The sequence below is a fragment of the Robertmurraya korlensis genome, assembly GCF_023715225.1.
Taxonomy (GTDB): Bacteria; Bacillota; Bacilli; order Bacillales; family Cytobacillaceae; genus Robertmurraya_A.
The window spans coordinates 41,688-59,384 of record NZ_JAMBNS010000011.1; the positions used below are offsets into that span (position 1 = coordinate 41,688).

General features: G+C 38.5%; 13 protein-coding genes. 7 read left to right on the top strand and 6 right to left on the bottom strand.

What is annotated here, in order from left to right:
* Positions 1-45: 45 nt before the first annotated feature.
* Positions 46-990, bottom strand: a complete 945-nt coding sequence (locus tag M3175_RS18480) for a hypothetical protein (protein ID WP_251522296.1) — start codon at positions 988-990, stop codon at positions 46-48.
* A 133-nt stretch (positions 991-1,123) separates the two neighbouring features.
* Entirely contained in the window at positions 1,124-2,383 is a 1,260-nt protein-coding gene (locus M3175_RS18485; protein ID WP_251522298.1) for an MFS transporter, read from the bottom strand.
* Between the two features lie 177 nt (positions 2,384-2,560).
* Here M3175_RS18485 and M3175_RS18490 point away from each other — a divergent pair, with 177 nt between their 5' ends.
* Entirely contained in the window at positions 2,561-3,763 is a 1,203-nt protein-coding gene (locus M3175_RS18490) for a CynX/NimT family MFS transporter (RefSeq protein WP_251522300.1), read from the top strand.
* A 709-nt stretch (positions 3,764-4,472) separates the two neighbouring features.
* On the opposite strand, the gene M3175_RS18495 is transcribed toward M3175_RS18490, so the two are convergent.
* Positions 4,473-4,820: a hypothetical protein gene (locus M3175_RS18495; protein WP_251522301.1), complete on the bottom strand. Its 348-nt coding sequence runs from the start codon at positions 4,818-4,820 to the stop codon at positions 4,473-4,475.
* A gap of 451 nt (positions 4,821-5,271) precedes the next feature.
* Between M3175_RS18495 and katG the strand changes: the two genes are divergently transcribed.
* From katG to M3175_RS18525, 6 genes are all read left to right on the top strand, one after another.
* Positions 5,272-7,491 (top strand): catalase/peroxidase HPI, encoded by a 2,220-nt coding sequence (gene katG / locus M3175_RS18500; RefSeq protein WP_251522303.1) that lies wholly within the window; start codon positions 5,272-5,274, stop codon positions 7,489-7,491.
* 533 nt (positions 7,492-8,024) lie between these two features.
* Positions 8,025-8,957, top strand: coding sequence for an SGNH/GDSL hydrolase family protein (locus tag M3175_RS18505; protein WP_251522305.1), 933 nt, complete (start codon positions 8,025-8,027; stop codon positions 8,955-8,957).
* Positions 8,958-8,969: 12 nt separating this feature from the next.
* Positions 8,970-9,581 (top strand): YpmS family protein, encoded by a 612-nt coding sequence (locus M3175_RS18510; protein WP_251522307.1) that lies wholly within the window; start codon positions 8,970-8,972, stop codon positions 9,579-9,581.
* 171 nt (positions 9,582-9,752) lie between these two features.
* Entirely contained in the window at positions 9,753-10,517 is a 765-nt protein-coding gene (locus M3175_RS18515; RefSeq protein ID WP_251522309.1) for an SDR family NAD(P)-dependent oxidoreductase, read from the top strand.
* Positions 10,518-10,542: 25 nt separating this feature from the next.
* The gene (locus M3175_RS18520; protein ID WP_251522311.1) at positions 10,543-10,848 is read left to right on the top strand and encodes an ArsR/SmtB family transcription factor; all 306 of its coding nucleotides are present in this window, start codon (positions 10,543-10,545) and stop codon (positions 10,846-10,848) included.
* A 252-nt stretch (positions 10,849-11,100) separates the two neighbouring features.
* Complete coding sequence (locus M3175_RS18525; RefSeq protein ID WP_251522313.1) at positions 11,101-12,510, top strand: phospholipase D-like domain-containing protein; 1,410 nt, start codon at positions 11,101-11,103, stop codon at positions 12,508-12,510.
* Between the two features lie 625 nt (positions 12,511-13,135).
* Here M3175_RS18525 and helD read toward each other — a convergent pair.
* From helD to M3175_RS18540, 3 genes are all read right to left on the bottom strand, one after another.
* Positions 13,136-15,475: an RNA polymerase recycling motor HelD gene (helD, locus tag M3175_RS18530; protein WP_251522315.1), complete on the bottom strand. Its 2,340-nt coding sequence runs from the start codon at positions 15,473-15,475 to the stop codon at positions 13,136-13,138.
* A 238-nt stretch (positions 15,476-15,713) separates the two neighbouring features.
* Positions 15,714-16,544 carry a glycerophosphodiester phosphodiesterase gene (locus M3175_RS18535; protein WP_251522317.1) on the bottom strand — a complete coding sequence of 277 codons (831 nt, stop codon included), beginning with the start codon at positions 16,542-16,544 and terminating at the stop codon, positions 15,714-15,716.
* Between the two features lie 413 nt (positions 16,545-16,957).
* Complete coding sequence (locus M3175_RS18540; RefSeq protein ID WP_251522319.1) at positions 16,958-17,578, bottom strand: NAD(P)-dependent oxidoreductase; 621 nt, start codon at positions 17,576-17,578, stop codon at positions 16,958-16,960.
* Positions 17,579-17,697: the final 119 nt, after the last annotated feature.

The following is a 17,697-nucleotide window of genomic DNA, read 5'->3' on the forward strand; positions in this document are numbered from 1 at the left end:
CATTTAGACATGGTTCTTAAGAAAAGCACTTCAAAACAGTATTCTTTACTCTACAATCATCTCAACATGACGACCCCTATTTTGTAAAAATCTAGAGTTTAAATCATCAGTTAACCCTGCTAGTCGTAATGCGAAGCGATCATTGCAAAACGGTATGGCAAAGTCACTAAAGCACACGAAATTTCTATGACAACAGTCATGATGTTGCATATGTCCTTTATGATGCTCGTCCTGACAACAAGTACAATGATGGTGGTGGCCATGGTGGTTGTGACATCGGCATGAGCTGTGATCGTGGTGGCTGTGATGCTCGTGACATCGGCATGGCTTGTGTTCATGGTGGCTGTGACATCGGCATGAGCTGTGATCGTGGTGGCTGTGATGCTCGTGACATCTGTATGGACTGTAGGCGTGGTGGTCGTGATGCTCTTGACATCGGCATGGACTGTAGGCGTGGTGGTCGTGATGCTTGTTGCAACCGCACGGCCTATGATCATGGTGTCTGTGATTCTGTTTGCAACCGCATGGTCTGCCGTGGTTTGGACGCTTCTTTTTACAACGGCATGGATTCAATCTAGAATGGTAGTTTCCACAATGGGCGCAGTGATGTGGGTCTCCCTTTTTCCCCTTTTTACTGTGCTTCAAGTTTTTATTCATTTTGTCACCCCTTTTTTCCTCTTCAATAAAACGGTGCAATGTAACGCATCTACAGTTTCCATCGTGTTTACAGTGTGATACAGCTTCTCTTACTTCTTTGTCTGGCCATTTAACATGTGTAATTCTATCTGTTAATACAGTGACAATCTTATGATCCTTTTGAAGTACTTCAACAAAATCTAATCCAACAGCAAATATGATCCCTTCAACATATAACGGTGAATGTTTAACCATTTCATCATCTACATATTTAAACCTGATCGCGTCTGGACCTATCTTTATCCCCTTTTCGTTACTCGAGGAATTTGCCACGACTTCCTTATTTACATACATGTTCTCCCCTCCTATAGGTTGGACTATTATAGCTTATGAAAGAGAAAGAGGGTTTGTTCAAAAATACGGTGAAAGCCTATCGTTTAGAGGCTTTCACCACTTTCCGATAACAGAAAGCATAAAATTTACAAATTTATTCTATTTCTCTTACTAGTCGTTTTTCCCTGATAAAAATGATTCCCATTAAGCCAATGATAGAAAAAACAACGGGCGTGACGAATCCGTAATAATATCCATCCCCAACATTACCTAATCCAGACTGAAAATGATCCAACACGAATCCAAAAATGCATGGCAGCAGGACGGCGCTTAGAAAGCCTCCCGTATTGGCAACGCCAGAAACGATTCCTGCTTCGTTGATCGGAAACGTTTGCCGAACAAGTGCGAACGTTAAGGCACTTGCTCCAAAGCCAAAGCCAATGATAAAGAACAGGAGGTAAAGCATAAAAACTGGCGGAATTCCATGAAAGAAGAGAAAGCTAATCCACCCCAATAACGTAAGGATATGAACCAACACATAAGGCCGTTTAATCGTTCCTAACCGGCTTGAAATCCAGCTAGCTAGAGGCGCTCCAATCAACGCTCCCATCAAGCCAACCATGATAAACTGACTCGCATCGGATCTCGTCATATCGTACACCATCATTCCATACGGTACAGCCCAGGAACCAATAAATCCTACATACGCTCCGACTACCCCAAAATGGCAACAAAATAACGCCCATACCTGACGATTTGAAAAAATTCTCCGTACTAAGGTTAGTGTGTTTTCTCGTGAAATCTCGTTTTTTGCAGATACCGTATCAGTTAGAGAAAGTTGTTTGGTTTTTTTTAAAAGAACAAGATAAAGGAGCAGACCGCATAGACATAATAGCAGCCCTGCTGAAAAAAAGGCCGCCCGCCAGCCAAGAAAGCTAATCCAAGCAGAAAATGGGACCGTCGCCAAAAGGAAACCCAAGCTTCCGGTCATTCCCGCAAGACCAATTAAACGGACAAATTCCTTTCGATTAAACCATTGACCTAGTATTAACACCATATTGACCCAGATGGTTGCATCTCCCGTCCCCGTCAATATTCTCGCAAAAAACAGGACAAACTCATGCGTACCAAGACTATAAAGAATCGTTCCAATACCTGTAAGAATCGCACCGACAATCAGGAAAAAATTAGGTCCATACCGATCAGCTAACATCCCCATTGGAATTTGCAAACCCGTATAGACCAAAAATTGGATACTTGTCAGTAACCCAATGGTTGCAGCGTTTACTTGAAAGTCTCTCATCACTTGATCGGTAATCAATCCTGGGGCGGTTCGCTGGCTCGCCATTAATAAATAAGTAAACAGCACAGTAGCAAAGACAACCCATCTAAATCGGCTATTTTGTTTATCCAATGTTTTTTCTCCTGTTACCTTTTTATTCTTATATATATGGGTTTCCTGAATCAGTCGAACCCCTTTTGAAAAGTTTTTATAGGGCACGCTAAGGACAGGCAGAAGCACTTGTTTTTTACCCCTTGCGAAATTCATTTATGCTATACTGTAGAAAGTTTGCTTATGGAGGATCAGTAGATGGAATTACTTAAAACGAAGTCATATATACATTCAAATTATATTTATTTGTTGATCGCTGGTATTGTCCTTATTGCATTTAATCTACGCCCAGCTATTACATCATTAGGCCCTTTAGTTGGGATGATTCAAGAAGATGTTGGCCTGGCACATTGGAGTGCGGGTTTATTGATGAGTCTGCCGCTACTCGTATTTGCCGTCATGTCCCCTCTTGTTCCTAAGATAGCGGCTCGGCTGACAAATGAGCGGACCTTACTGATTGGGTTAACTACTCTTTTGATCGGCATTTCCATTCGCTCGATTCCCATCCCTTTTTTACTTTTTACTGGGACTCTTTTGGTCGGATTAGGCATCGCAATCGGAAATGTTCTTTTGCCCGCAGTCGTTAAGGAGCGTTTTCCTAAGAAATTTGGGTTGATGACGAGTGTGTACTCCACCTCCATGGGGTTGATTGCCTCTTTAGCATCCGGAATTAGCGTGCCTTTAGCCGTTGATTGGGATCTTGGTTGGCAGGGAGCCCAAATCGTCTGGGGATTACCAGTGATTATTGCTCTTATCTTGTGGGGATTCCTTTATAAATATAGGGAAGAAGGAAAGAGTGAAAGCCAACAGATGCAAAGAACATCTTCTAAGCAGATATGGCGTTCATCCCTCGCCTGGCAAATCGCAATATTTATGGGATTTCAGTCGTTCTCCTTTTATGTCACCATTTCGTGGTTAACGGAAATCTTACATAGCCATGGGATACAGTTGGAAACAGCAGGATGGCTGCTATCCTTTACACAGCTCGTTGGATTGCCTGCAAGCTTTGTTATACCGGTTCTTGCCGCTCGTTTTCAGTCACAGGTATGGCTCTCTTTTTTCCTCGGGGTATTTGCTGTCATAGGGTATAGTGGATTATTGTTCGGTTCAACCTATCCGGTTCTAATCGTAAGTATTATCTTTATTGGGATCGCATTAGGTGGAAGCTTTCCGTTAGCTCTTACTTATATTGGCCTTCGTACTCAAACTGGCCAACAGACGGCAGCTTTATCGGGGATGGCACAATCTACTGGATATGTTCTTGCAGCAGTCGGTCCTTTGATTATCGGTTATTTATATGATCTTACACACTCATGGACGGTTCCTCTAATTATGCTGATTGTCGTATCGGTGATTTTAACGATATTTGGGATGTTATCTGGACGGGATCGTTATGTGTAGGTGGTCGTGTTTAGAGATTTAGGTTACGGTCAAGACTTAGTGACCGTAATCGACTAAATTTTGGTATCCACAAGCACTAAATTGAAACTTAGTGCCCGCATTCTACTAACTTCTGGTATTCACGGGCACTAAATGGAGTTTTAGTTCCTTCATTCTACTAATTTATGGTATCTACAGGCACTAAATGGGGGTTTAGTTCCCGTATTCTACTAACTTCTGGTATTCACGGGCACTAAATGGAGATTTAGTTCCCGCATTCTACTAACTTCTGGTATTTACGGGCACTAAATGGGGGTTTAGTTCCCGCATTCTACTAACTTCTGGTATTCACGGGCACTAAATGGGGGTTTAGTTCCCGCATTCTACTAACTTCTGGTATTCACGGGCACTAAATGGGGGTTTAGTTCCCGCATTCTACTAACTTCTGGTATTCACGGGCACCATTTTATGACTTAGCGTCAACACTCTACCAAGTTTTCGTATCTACTAACACTAAATTACCTCAGTTCATCTTAACCTTACCTGACTTTTCTATTTTATCAATTTCATGATGCAATAGGTCGCTCACCTTGTTAACTAACTCTCTAGGGCTCATGATCCCATTGTAATAAAGTAACCCGTGGGTAAGTTAAGTTGGGCCCACTCCGAATTTCTGTCAATAATTTTTTGAAAATCCTGACTCTCTAACGCATGAAATTGTTTTATAATTTCAATAGGGACAGCTAATCCCTTTCCCTCTTCTAATATGGATGGGAAAGATTACTGCACAAGTCATCAAAGCCTCCACTTTTTTCACAGATACATTCCTAGGCAACGGGAGCTTCCCTGATTGTTTTACTATATTTTTTAATAGAACATACCTTTCTTTGTCAAATCTAGAAAGAATTCTCGGTAATTGGTTTGGAATGGCGATCACCAGTTCCTTTATTAGATCACCTTTATTCAATCCACTGATTCCTTTTAATTCTAGATTCTTACGTATAGTATCCAATTCCGTTTTTGATAGAGAGTTAAGCATACTTTCTAATTGAAAAGGCTCACTAACATGTTTCCACAACTTCTGCTCCCTTTTTCTTGTAACTCTCTCTCTTATTTAAATCCTTGAGCCATTCCTTTTCTGATCTTATTCAATGTTTTAGAATCCAATACAGCCACCTCTTATTTATCTTGCTAATCATTTTATTGTAACAAAAATAACTCTTTAGAAATGTCACATTTTCAGCTGTTAACATCAAACATTCATTCTCATCTAAAAATCCCTATATACTCTTATTCTCAATTATTATTTCTAATTTTCTTTAAGATTGGACTTCTTTTACTTCAATAAAAACATATATATTAACTAGATAATCCTACTAATTATGCTAGAAATTCATTTTTTTAAATTCTTCACAAGATATTTCTTTCAATTTAATGAGTATTATTTTATAATAACTATAAAGTAATAATTATATTTTCATAGATGTAATTATTCTAATACTAATTTTATAAAAGGAGAGATTGAGATAATGGAAGGTTTTAGCACTACAAACGGCGGCAAATGCCCGTTTAACCACGGCAGCACGACTACTCCTAAATCTAGTGGTACAACAAATAAAGACTTTTGGCCAAATCAGTTAAACTTAAATATACTACGTCAGCATGACAAAAAATCTAATCCTCTAGGAGAAGATTTTAATTATGCAGAAGAATTTCAAAAATTAGATTACGAGGCTCTAAAGCAAGATCTTCGCAACTTAATGACAGACAGCCAAGATTGGTGGCCTGCTGACTATGGTCATTATGGTCCAATGTTTATTCGTATGTCTTGGCACGCCGCTGGTACATACCGTAGTGGTGACGGCCGTGGTGGCGGTGGAACAGGTAATCAGCGTTTTGCTCCACTAAACAGCTGGGCGGATAACGTAAACGTGGATAAAGCACGTAGACTATTATGGCCAATTAAGCAGAAGTATGGGAACAAGATCTCTTGGGCTGACTTATTGCTTCTAACAGGCAATGTTGCACTTGAATCAATGGGCTTAAAAACATTTGGTTTTGGTGGCGGACGCGCAGACATTTGGCATCCAGAAGAAGACATCTACTGGGGTTCTGAAACGGAAATGTTAGGTGATAACCGTTATACAGGCGAGCGCGAGCTTGAAAATCCACTTGCTGCTGTTCAAATGGGACTTATCTATGTTAACCCAGAAGGTCCAAATGGCAAGCCAGATCCATTAAAAAGCGCTCTTGACATCCGCGAAACATTCGGTCGTATGGGAATGAATGACGAAGAAACCGTAGCATTAATTGCTGGTGGTCATACTTTTGGTAAGGCACACGGTGCAGCAGATGCAGCTCATGTGGGTCCAGATCCAGAAGCAGCTCCAATTGAAGCACAAGGTCTTGGTTGGCTAAGTTCACACGGTACCGGCAATGGCCGCGACACGATTTCTAGTGGACTTGAAGGTTCTTGGACGGCAAATCCAACACAGTGGGATAATGGTTTCTTCGATTTATTGTTTGGATATGAATGGTGGTTAACGAAGAGTCCTGCAGGCGCATATCAATGGATGGCTGTAGATCCAGCTGAAAAGGATCTTGCACCAGATGCAGCAGATTCATCGAAAAAAGTTCCGACTGTTATGTTCACATCAGATTTAGCCTTGCGTTTTGACCCTATCTATGAGAAGATTTCACGTCGTTTCCATGCAAATCCGGATGAGTTTGCTGATGCATTTGCTCGCGCATGGTTCAAACTTTTACACCGTGACATGGGTCCTAAATCAAGATACCTTGGCCCAGAAGTTCCAGAAGAAGATCTGATCTGGCAAGATCCAGTACCAGCGGTTGACTATGAACTAACGGAAGAAGAAGTAGCAAAAATCAAGGTAATGATTCTTGACTCTGGACTCACAATTGGAGAGCTAGTGACAACGGCTTGGGCTTCAGCAAGTACGTTCCGTGGCTCAGACAATCGTGGTGGCGCGAATGGAGCTCGTATTCGCCTTACTCCACAAAAGAATTGGGATGTAAACCAACCAGAACAACTAGAAAGAGTTCTTTCTGTGCTTGAAGAAGTGCAAAGCAATCTTGAGAAGAAAGTTAGCCTTGCAGACTTAATCGTACTAGGTGGTTCTGCAGCAGTAGAAAAAGCTGCACAAGAAGCCGGTTTTGATGTAACGGTTCCGTTCGCTCCAGGTCGTGGAGATGCTACACAAGAACAAACAGATGCAGAAAGCTTTGACGTACTTGAGCCTGTTGCTGATGGTTTCCGCAACTACCAGAAGAAAGAGTACAGCGTTACTTCTGAAGAGCTTCTTGTAGACAAGGCACAACTTCTAGGCCTTACAGCACCAGAAATGACAGTTCTTATTGGTGGTATGCGTGTATTAGGTACGAACCATGGTGGAACTGATCACGGTGTATTCACTGATCGTGTAGGAACACTTACGAACGACTTCTTCGTGAACTTACTCGACATGGGTGTAGAATGGAAAGCTGTAGACGGAAGCGTATATGAAGGACGTGACCGTAAGACAGGTGAAGTAGTAAGAACAGCAACTAGAGTGGATCTAGTATTCGGTTCAAACTCCATTTTACGTGCCATCGCCGAAGTGTACGCGCAAGAAGATAACAAAGAGAAATTTGTTAAAGACTTTATCGCTGCTTGGGTGAAGGTAATGAACGCTGATCGTTTTGATCTAAAGGTAACTAAAGCTAATGCTTTCGCTGAGCATAGCGCTTAATATATAAATAGAAGCACGCGAAACTCCTCTTCCATGGGGTTTTGCGTGCTTTTTTTATTCCAGTAAAGAAATGGCTCTTTACAGCGTTGCGCTAATGCCCCCATGGTATAATTTAATCACAAACTATGTATTTCTTCAGATAAAAAAGGTTGCACCAGCAACCCTCAAAACAGAATTTAGCTTTTCGATCCCTATCTTCATCTTCCTATCCCCCTCTACTTTAATTAAATAATTATTATATTTCAATAGAGATCTAAACCAAAACATTACATTATAACTACTCAGTAATTTTTTTGTAGTCCGTGCAAGTCCACTGAGTATGACGACGTTTTCAAAATAAGTTTCACTAAGGATAATAGTTGAATATCGTAGTAGAGAAAGGAATAAAAAATTTCGAACGTTTAAATCCCCTACGATAGTGATAAATAGATATAAATCTCTTATTTTACTAGTCAATGAATGGTAAAATGACTTGTTGGCTTATAAAAATGCAGCAGACACCGATATTAATATAAACTGGTGGTGGTGATTACTTGAAGAAAAAGAAGGTTTGGATCAGTACTTCTTTTGTTATTTTAGGATGTTTCCTTTTATATATATATCTTCCGTCTTTTAGTGAACTAAAGGAAGAATCTGTGAGTGTTGCATCTAATGTGAACGAACAAGATAGTCAGCCTGTTGAACCTACAATTGAGGAAGTGGAACAACAAGAAACAGCAACTGACATAGAAGATAAACCAGTAGCAAAGACGGTAAAAGAGAAAGTTAGAGAGATGATCGAAGGTGCCATTACTTTTTTTAGTCATGATAAAAAAATGGTTTCTATTGGGGATTCACTCACTGAGGGTGTTGGAGATGAAACAGAGAGTGGCGGTTATGTAGGAATTCTAAACCACACATTCGAAGATCATTCTATGAATATTTCGATTGAAAACTTCGGAAAAAGAGGAAATCGAACAGATCAATTGTTAAAAAGATTGGAAAATGAAGAGATTTCATCAGCCATTAAGGAGGCTGATATTGTTTTAATTACAATCGGTGCAAATGATATTATGAAAGTGGTTAGAAGTCATTATACCAACCTTAATATAGAGCCCTTTCAAGAAGAAAAAATTAGATATATTGAGAGATTAACGGCTATTTTTCATAAAATAATTGATTTAAATCCAGATACTCAAATCTTTTTGATTGGATTTTATAACCCTTTTGAGCGATACTTTGGTGATATTGAGCAGCTTGACATGATTCTTGATGATTGGAATCAAGCAAGCGAATTAGTTACAGAAGAGTTTGAGAATGTATACTATATACCAACTGAAGACTTATTCTCTACTTCTACCGTCAATCTATTAGCTGACGATAATTTCCACCCAAATACGAGTGGATATAAATTAATGGCAGAGCGCGTTCTTGAGTATTTAAGTAAATATGATGAAGAAACAGAGTTACCAGAGGACTTCGAATAGAAGGTGAAAGCGATGAACATACAATTAAAAACAAAACCATCATGGAAACAATTATTTATAGGTATAGTCGGATTGAATGTATGCTTTGTTTTGCTTTTCTTTACTTTTTTACTATGGCCCCTATCAGATACAGAAATACCTAGTAAAAAATTAAATGAAGGTGAACCCGGAGCTGAATTTACGATTACTTCAAGTAAGCAAAATTTGAATGAACTAGTCAATCAATATGTAGATCAATTCATGAAGGATAAAAATGATAAATTCACAGTCTTATTTGATGAAAACGTTCAATTGTTCGGTACCGTTAAAGCCTTTGAAACCGAAATTCCAATAACCATCACATTAGAACCCAAGGTACAAGAGAATGGAGATCTTGTATTGTATGCATCGGATATGTCCCTTGGATTATTGGCTTTGCCAGAAAAGAAGATTCTTGAATACGTAAAGAAAGAATTAAACACACCTGAATGGGTTCAAATTGATCCAAAAAATCAACTGATTTATATCGGTGTAACACAAATGGAAGTGAAAAGTAACTTTAAAGTCAAAGTACAAAGTTTTGATTTAACAAATGATCATATTACGTTTGAAATTAAGGTGCCGAATAAAACATTGGGTTTGTAGAAAGTTCATCTTGCCCCCCATTTCATCTGAAGGTTGCTATTGCAACCTTTTTTCGTGCAAAAAAAGCAAAAAGCACCATTTCTAATTAAAGGATTGACAGTAATGAATAACTCAATTATTATATGTTTAAACGTTTAAACATTTGAAAACTAAAACAGAAGGAGAAAAAAAATGACTAAAACAGTTTTAATAACAGGAGCATCTAGTGGAATAGGTTTAGAATTTGTAAAATTATTTGCTAATGATGGGTATAATCTAGTAGTAATTGCACGAAATGAAGAAAAGCTTTTAGAAATAAAGAAGAGTTATCCCCATAACAACATAACAGTTATTTCAAAAGACTTAAGCAGATCTAATGCTATTAAGGAAATAGTTGATGAAATGAAAGCACATGATATCGTTGTGGATGTTCTTATAAATAACGCTGGTTTTGGATTATTAGGTTCCTTTGAAGATCTAAGTATAGAAAAACAATTAGAAATGATCCAACTTAATATTTCTTCATTAACGGAATTAACCTATCAATTGCTACCCGATTTGAAGAAAAGTAAGTCCGGAAAAATACTAAATGTTGCAAGTACGGCCGCATTCCAACCAGGACCCAACATGGCCGTATATTATGCCACAAAAGCATTTGTTCTCTCCTTTTCCGAAGCTTTAGCAGAAGAATTAAGACCATATTCCATCACGGTAACCACTCTTTGTCCTGGAGCAACGAAGACAAACTTCAGCTCTGTCGCTAAAGTAGAAAACACCAAAATGTTTAGCAATGCTATGTCTTCGGAAGTAGTAGCAAAACAAGGGTTTGATTCATTGATGCAGGGAAAAAGAGTGGTTATAACTGGGGGACTAAATAAGATTGGAGCATTGGCAGCTAAATTTTTACCTAGACGAACGGCAGCTAAAGTTGCTAAACTCGTGATGAAAGAGAACTAGATTAATGTATAAATGAGGTCTGATAATGACACAACAAGCAATAGAGATTTTTCGTTCTTGTATTCCATTGTTTACAACACTAAGTGATCCAGCTAGACAAGATATTATCCTTCTATTGGCCAAAAATGAAAGTCTAAGTGTTAATGAAATTGCAGATGCATCCACACTTTCCCGACCAGCGATTTCTCACCATCTGAAAATATTAAGAGATAACCAACTGGTGAAGATTGAACAAAAAGGAACCATGCGCTACTACTCATTATCATTAGAAAACAGTGTGCTTCAATTAAAAGAATTAATAGACATTGTAGAGAAGGACTGTATCCTATAACAACATAATAAAGAGGCTGCCTCAAAAGGTTATAAAAAATGACCTTATCGAGGCAGCCTTCTTCTTTTAGGTTGCAAGCCCCTTATTTTTTTCTAAACCCACCCTATTTTTTATAAAAACCTGGCTTTTTTCATGTTTAACCCAAGTTCTTTCATATTGTATAAAATGTTGAACAAACTATAAACAATTATTGTGGCTTTTTTAGGTACTAGAAAGGAGGTTCATTCAATAAAAAAAGTTAGGAGTGCGGTTATGATAATTCTCATCTTTTATCTATTGTACGTTACCATATTCGCCGTTGTTATTTTTAAAGTTAATTATCCACAGGTTAGTAACACCTATAAACAAGAGCATAAAGTCGAAAGATTCTATGGAAATGAGATATCCCAGGATCGTGTCATTCTACTGGAAGAAAAAACGTATTCAGGGGTAGCCCGTGTAAATTTAATGGAAAATGCACAGGAGTCTATTGATATTGCCTACTATGCGATTCATAAAGGATATATTACCGATTTGATCTTCGGAATGATTTTGGATGCGGCTGATCGTGGCGTAAAGGTAAGGATTCTGTTAGATGGAATTTTCCATGGTCTTAGATTTGGTCTAAAAGATCTCCAATATGCCTTAGTCAATCATCCAAATATCGAAGTTAAATTTTACGAACCCTTTAATCCACTCTTGCCTTGGACGTGGAATAATCGACTTCATGATAAAATCCTTGTTATTGACAATAAATATGCATTGACTGGCGGCAGAAATATCGGGAATCGTTATTTTATTGAAGAAGGGGAAAAAAACCCAACGAATGACCGAGATGTTTTGATTATTAATACAAAACCTGAGACAAAGGAAGATAGTGTTCTGAATCAAATGGAAGGCTACTTTAATGAAGTATGGAATCATTCCATCGTAAAGTCCCCTATTCATAAGCTATCACCAAACCAACAGAAGAAAGCAAAAGAAGCCACTCATCAACTAAAACAGAAACTGGAGAATTTGAGGAAAACGGATAAAAAATTATTCAATACTTATTATGATTGGGTGAATATATCTCTTCCTACTAAAAAAGTCACCTTTATTCACAACCCTATACAAAGATTTAATAAAGAACCTTGGGCATGGTATGATTTAACGAATCTCATGAAGAATTCGAAACAGTCCTTAGTCATCCAAAGTCCGTATATTATTCCAACAAAACCTATGCTCCCTTATATGGATTCGTTACAAGTACCACCGGAAAAGACAACATATTTAACGAATTCAAAAGCATCCACAGCCAACGTGATGGCCTATTCAGGACATATTAAACATGTCAACGGAATGGTAAAAAAGGGTGTGAATGTATTGGAATATCAAGGACCTGACTCCATACATGCCAAAACATTTATCTTTGATGATCGATTGAGTGCCATTGGAGCATTCAATGTGGATGCCAGATCGGCGTATTTAAATACCGAGTCCATGGTCGTCATTGATAGCATCGAATTCACTGAACATCTCGAAAAAGAAATGGACCAATACTTTAAAAAGAGCTTAAAAGTAGCAAAGGATGAATCGTATATAGAAGACCCCAACTTAAAACCAGGTAAAGTAAGTTGGGTTAAATCATTCACGATAAAAGGACTATCCTATATCACGGGTTTATTTCAGCATTTACTATAAGACTCCGCTACAACCCTAACAATGACAAGTTCCCAACAAAAAAAGCTGACTTTCTACTTAAGAATGTCAGCTTTAAGTTTCAACATGAAACAAACTTTCTTTTGCTGAAGAACAAAAAACAGGCTAAAAAGTAACGGGTTCTGTTACCTGTCACCAAAATCCAACATAACCATCCATTTGTAAGTGAAATTGGATGGTCATTATTATTGATTCTTTTGACTTAGGCTCTGCAATGATTCATTGATGATTTTGTATAGGTAAGAGAATGAATAGGCGGAGAATTTCCGGCTAATGTATATAGAGGACGCTTAAGAAGCAGAAATAAGGGGAGGAATTCCGGTTAACTGCTCTAAATAAGCCAAAATTCAAAGATTTGGATCACATAAGCGGAAAAACTCCGCTTATTCTTAAGGAAATAGGGGTATTTCCCAATTTAAACGGAATTTTTCCGGTTATTTTTCAAACAATGACAATATTTAATGATAAATACTTAATAAAATTACCATAAGTTAATTTAAATACCCAAATAGTGTAATGAAAAACAAGCCCAACAAATAAGAAAAGAGACTGCCTCTGAGCAGCCAGATTAATTGCATTTATGAATAGTTGCCTCCACTTGGATCACTCAAACTCTTACTTGAATGAAACCCTCACGCAACACATTTCGTAAAAACGGGCTCGGTTCGCCTATGCTGTAAAGCTGCAAATAATGCATCGCTCTTGTGCATGCTGTGTAGAAAACTCGTCGAAGGCTCTCATCATCGTATACATGCTCTGATGCATCATAAATGATAACGGCCTCAAATTCGATTCCCTTGGACAAATACGACGGTACGACAACAACTCCTTGCTCATATTCAAGCGAGCTGCTCTTTAAGAGTTTAATATCATTGATGCTGGACAGGGATTCATAGGCGCTTTTACTTTCCTCAGCAGATTTGCATATGATTGCAATACTATTAAACCCTAGTTTTTGCAACTCTGTAACTTTGGAAGCAATACAGCTGTGAAGTTCTGCGTGATCGGCCAATTGTTTCAGAACTGGTCGTTCCCCGTCTCGTTCAAACGGAATTATTCTTTCACCATTAGGGACGAGTCTTCGTGTAAATTCGATGATGGGTTTAGTGGATCGGTAGCTTCTGGCTATATTAATTATTTCCGTTTCTTCCGGTCCGTACAGGCTAGTAAGAGTGTTGAAATTAACCATTTCACTAGCATGGGCGAAAATCGCCTGGTTAAAGTCGCCAAGCACGGTCATCCTTGCCGCAGGAAACAAGCGTCTCAAAAACTCAAATTGAAATGGGGAATAATCCTGCGCTTCATCGATAACGAGATGTTTAATTGAACTGTTGATGTGAAAGCCTTGAATCAGCTCTTTCAAAAGTAAAAATGGCGTAGCATCCTCATAATAAAGTTTATTTTCCTCTAGCATTTCTAGCGTTGATTGACAGATAGCCGCCCACCCCGCTGGTTCCCCTTCAATCCAATCATGGATCTGCAGCGGATCAGCAAAAAGCTGTTTGTACATCCCCATGAAGTCTAGGAATCGAAACGCTCGAACTCGTTTTCGTAACGGCTTCAATTTCTGGTGAACCATCAATCGAGCAAGTGCTTCCTGCTCCATCTCATAATCGGCAATCTCTTCTCTTTTAAAGCCTCGTTTTTCCGCTAAGTAGCGATGTGCCTTATGGTACTCTTCATTGCTTAGCAGCTCCATTTCCTCCTGAACCCATGGCTTTGTACACTCTTCCTTTTGGAGCTCACTTATTTTCTTCATGAGCCAATCCCTCAACCTTTCGAGTCTGTTATGGAAGCGAAGGGAGGTGTCATGACTGTAAAACCTTTCTGCTATTTGTTGGGCAGTAACGATTGGTTTCCCTCTGAAGGTAATGTCCTTAAATAGCATTCCTGAAACTTCAAGTGACTGTCTATATAATTGGATCACCTCAAAAAATTGGGTTGATGCCTTGAACTGGATACTCGCAACCCTGGACCTGTACGAAGGAGTATTCACCGCTGTTAAAACATATTCCAATTGCTCAAATGGATTTTCAACATAAAACTCTTTACTCAGACGATGATCTAAATATTCTTGGAAGGTGACCTGCTGCATATTCTCTTCACCAAGCTCCGGCAGCACATTCGACACATAACTATTAAACATGGAATTAGGCGAAAAAAGAATGATTTGATCCGCATTTAGACGATCTCGATATTTGTAGAGCAAATAAGCAATTCGTTGCATGGCCGCTGATGTCTTCCCACTCCCTGCTGCACCGTGAACAATAAGCAGCCTCCCTTTGTCATGACGGATGATCCGGTTTTGCTCCTGTTGTATGGTCGCTACGATATTGTGCATCTGCTTGTCGGTACCTTTACCGAGAACCTGCTGTAGAATCTCGTCTCCAATGGTGAGACTTGTATCAAACATAGATTGAAGAGCGCCACCGCGGATAAGATATTGCCACTTTTTCTCCAATATGCCTTGAATGGTGCCTCCAGGTGTTACATACTGAGCCGAACCGGGCTGATAATCGTAGTACACACTCGAAACAGGAGCCCTCCAGTCATAGATCAGGAAATCTTCTCCGCTAGCATCACTAAGCGAGGAAATCCCAATATAAATTTGATCCTGAGTGGAATTCCCTTCTTCGATAAAATCAATCCGACCAAAATAGGGAACCTCCTGCATTCGACGCAGCGTGGATAAACGCTTGGATGCATGTCTATGCGTACTTTGGCTAACGGATAGAGCTTGAGCCTCTTGCCGCAAACCGATAATGGTCTCAAGATAATCATCAAAGGTATCTGTACTCACCTTGACTTCATCCCAAAAGTGCCGGCGGATCTGAACCACTTCATTCTTACTCCTCGCGGCCTCTTCTTCCACTCTGTTAATTTCCTCTGTAATTCTCTCCATCACACGATCTACTCGTACTTGCTCCTGCTGAAGTTCCCAATTCATACCACCACTCCTTAAAAAATTTAATAAAAGAGTTGACTACGCATCGATTTCATCGTATAATTAAGATAGGGATAATATACTAAATTTTAATTTAACGATGTGTATCTATATAAATTTATCACAGAATTACATTTTTTTCAACGCTTTTTGAATACTATATTCAATAATAAAAAGAGTCGTATTTAACGTTTTCTACGTAAATACGACTCTTTTTATTTTTTATCCAACATCAAGAATATTAGTTTCTAGGATCTACATAATCCGGATAATCCGTAATGATGGCATCAACCTTCATTTTGAATAGAAAATCTGCTGCTTCTTGACTACGTACTGTCCATGATCCAATTTTCATACCAAGGGAGTGAACTTGATTTACTAATTCCTCTGTCACAATGCCATAACTTGGGTTAAACCAATCCGCATAGGTTGAAAACTCTTGTAGCGCTTCCGGTGTTGTATGGGCACGGCTAGAAGTCAATACACCAATTGGCACTTGCGGAAGAAGCTCGTTCGTCTTCTTCATTGATTCAAAGTTAAACGATTGAATAATGATTTTTTCATTTTGTGGTTTATCAAGATTACGTTCTTTTAATGCTTCTGCCACTTGTTTTTCAATCCCAGGGTAAAGCTCTGGAGCCTTTAATTCTATTAATATTCCAACCTTCCCACGGTAACGATCAAGAATCTCATCAAATGTCGGAATGGGTTCCCCTACATATTGTTCCCCTTTCCAGCTGCCCGCATCCAAACTTCTAAGCTGTTCTAACGTTAAATCCCCTACTTTTCCCGTTCCATCTGTTGTACGATCCACTGTTGTATCATGAATCAAGACTAATTCACCATCTTTACTTCTTTGAACATCGATTTCAATATAATCAGCTTTCATATCAACCGCTAGATCAAAAGCAGCAACCGTATTTTCAGGTGCATAAGCTGTTGCACCACGGTGCGCTACATTATCCACTTGTTTTCTTTCACCTACTGTTGGCTCTTCTGCAAACGCCTGACTGATCGGGCTGAATAACAGTGTAAAAGCTACCCCTGTACCTATTAATAATTTGTTTCTCATGTGCTCCATCCCCTATCTAAAATTGAATTCCACTATATTCTAGAAAAGAGATGTTGAACTAGTATGTAGATATATTTATAGCTTTATAAAGAATACGTTAACAAAATTCGATCCTTTTTCTTACGTTTTTTTACAAATTTACTAATGGATAATAGAATAGAAATACGTTAATCATTCATTTTACCTAGAAATTCAAATAGAAACCGCTCCATTGAGTGAGGCTTCTTCGCTTTAGCTTCCCTATTGAGTAAAATGATAACGAAGAATATATCATAAGTTAAAAGGAGTTTATTCATGAACAAAAAAATAAGACATTTCAAATGGTCCTATTAGGGATACTTTCTGCCATCATCATTATTCAAACGACTATCCCATTTTTATGAGACAGCAAGTAAGAACGTAAGAGAATATTATTAGTAGGCGATACCTACACGTGATTTTATATAATTGTTACTTTCAATCTGCTTATATGTAAATTCTGCTGTATCCGATACATTTATTTTAACTCCATCTACTGGCAAAAAATCACGTTCCACACGGTATTCACCTAATCTTTCTCCATCTGGTAAATACGTTGGACATACAATGGTCCATTCAAGTGTTGATTGTTTAAGCAGATCATACACCTTATGATGTTCTTTCGCTGCACGGGTTGACTTCCGCTTTGATTCACTTGATTGATAACGCAGAGAATTTGGCGTGGTTCTACTTTGCAGAATACCCGCAGTTCCTATTGTTATTATTCGTTTCATACCTTCATTTTCCATCGCTTCGATAATAAGTGGCATACTTTCTGATAGAGTGGTTGTGCCATCAGTATTCAGCGCACTAATAACTACATCAATCCCATGCATTGCACATACTAAATCATCTTTATTTAAAACATTCCCTTGAATAATGGTTAAATTTTCATTATTTATTTGAAACTTCTCTGGAGTGCGAACTAATATAGTAACATGATGTCTGTCATGAAGGGCATAAGTCACTATTTGACTTCCAACTCGTCCAGTTGCACCTAAAATTAAAATATTCAAAAGTAAAATCCTCCTTTTTACGAATACAAATATTACACTACACTACAAATGCTATTATTTCGTCTATTTTAACTTAGGCAAGATTACTTTAAGTATATAAATTCAAACTACTTAAATTT

Bases quoted from the DNA above. Each gene is read 5' to 3' on its own strand.
- M3175_RS18520 (WP_251522311.1), top strand. From the start codon at position 10,543: ATGACACAACAAGCAATAGAGATTTTTCGTTCTTGTATTCCATTGTTT.
- M3175_RS18535 (WP_251522317.1), bottom strand. From the start codon at position 16,544: ATGAGAAACAAATTATTAATAGGTACAGGGGTAGCTTTTACACTGTTA.
- M3175_RS18510 (WP_251522307.1), top strand. From the start codon at position 8,970: ATGAACATACAATTAAAAACAAAACCATCATGGAAACAATTATTTATA.
- katG (WP_251522303.1), top strand. From the start codon at position 5,272: ATGGAAGGTTTTAGCACTACAAACGGCGGCAAATGCCCGTTTAACCAC.
- M3175_RS18480 (WP_251522296.1), bottom strand. From the start codon at position 990: ATGTATGTAAATAAGGAAGTCGTGGCAAATTCCTCGAGTAACGAAAAG.
- helD (WP_251522315.1), bottom strand. From the start codon at position 15,475: ATGAATTGGGAACTTCAGCAGGAGCAAGTACGAGTAGATCGTGTGATG.
- M3175_RS18515 (WP_251522309.1), top strand. From the start codon at position 9,753: ATGACTAAAACAGTTTTAATAACAGGAGCATCTAGTGGAATAGGTTTA.
- M3175_RS18525 (WP_251522313.1), top strand. From the start codon at position 11,101: ATGATAATTCTCATCTTTTATCTATTGTACGTTACCATATTCGCCGTT.
- M3175_RS18490 (WP_251522300.1), top strand. From the start codon at position 2,561: ATGGAATTACTTAAAACGAAGTCATATATACATTCAAATTATATTTAT.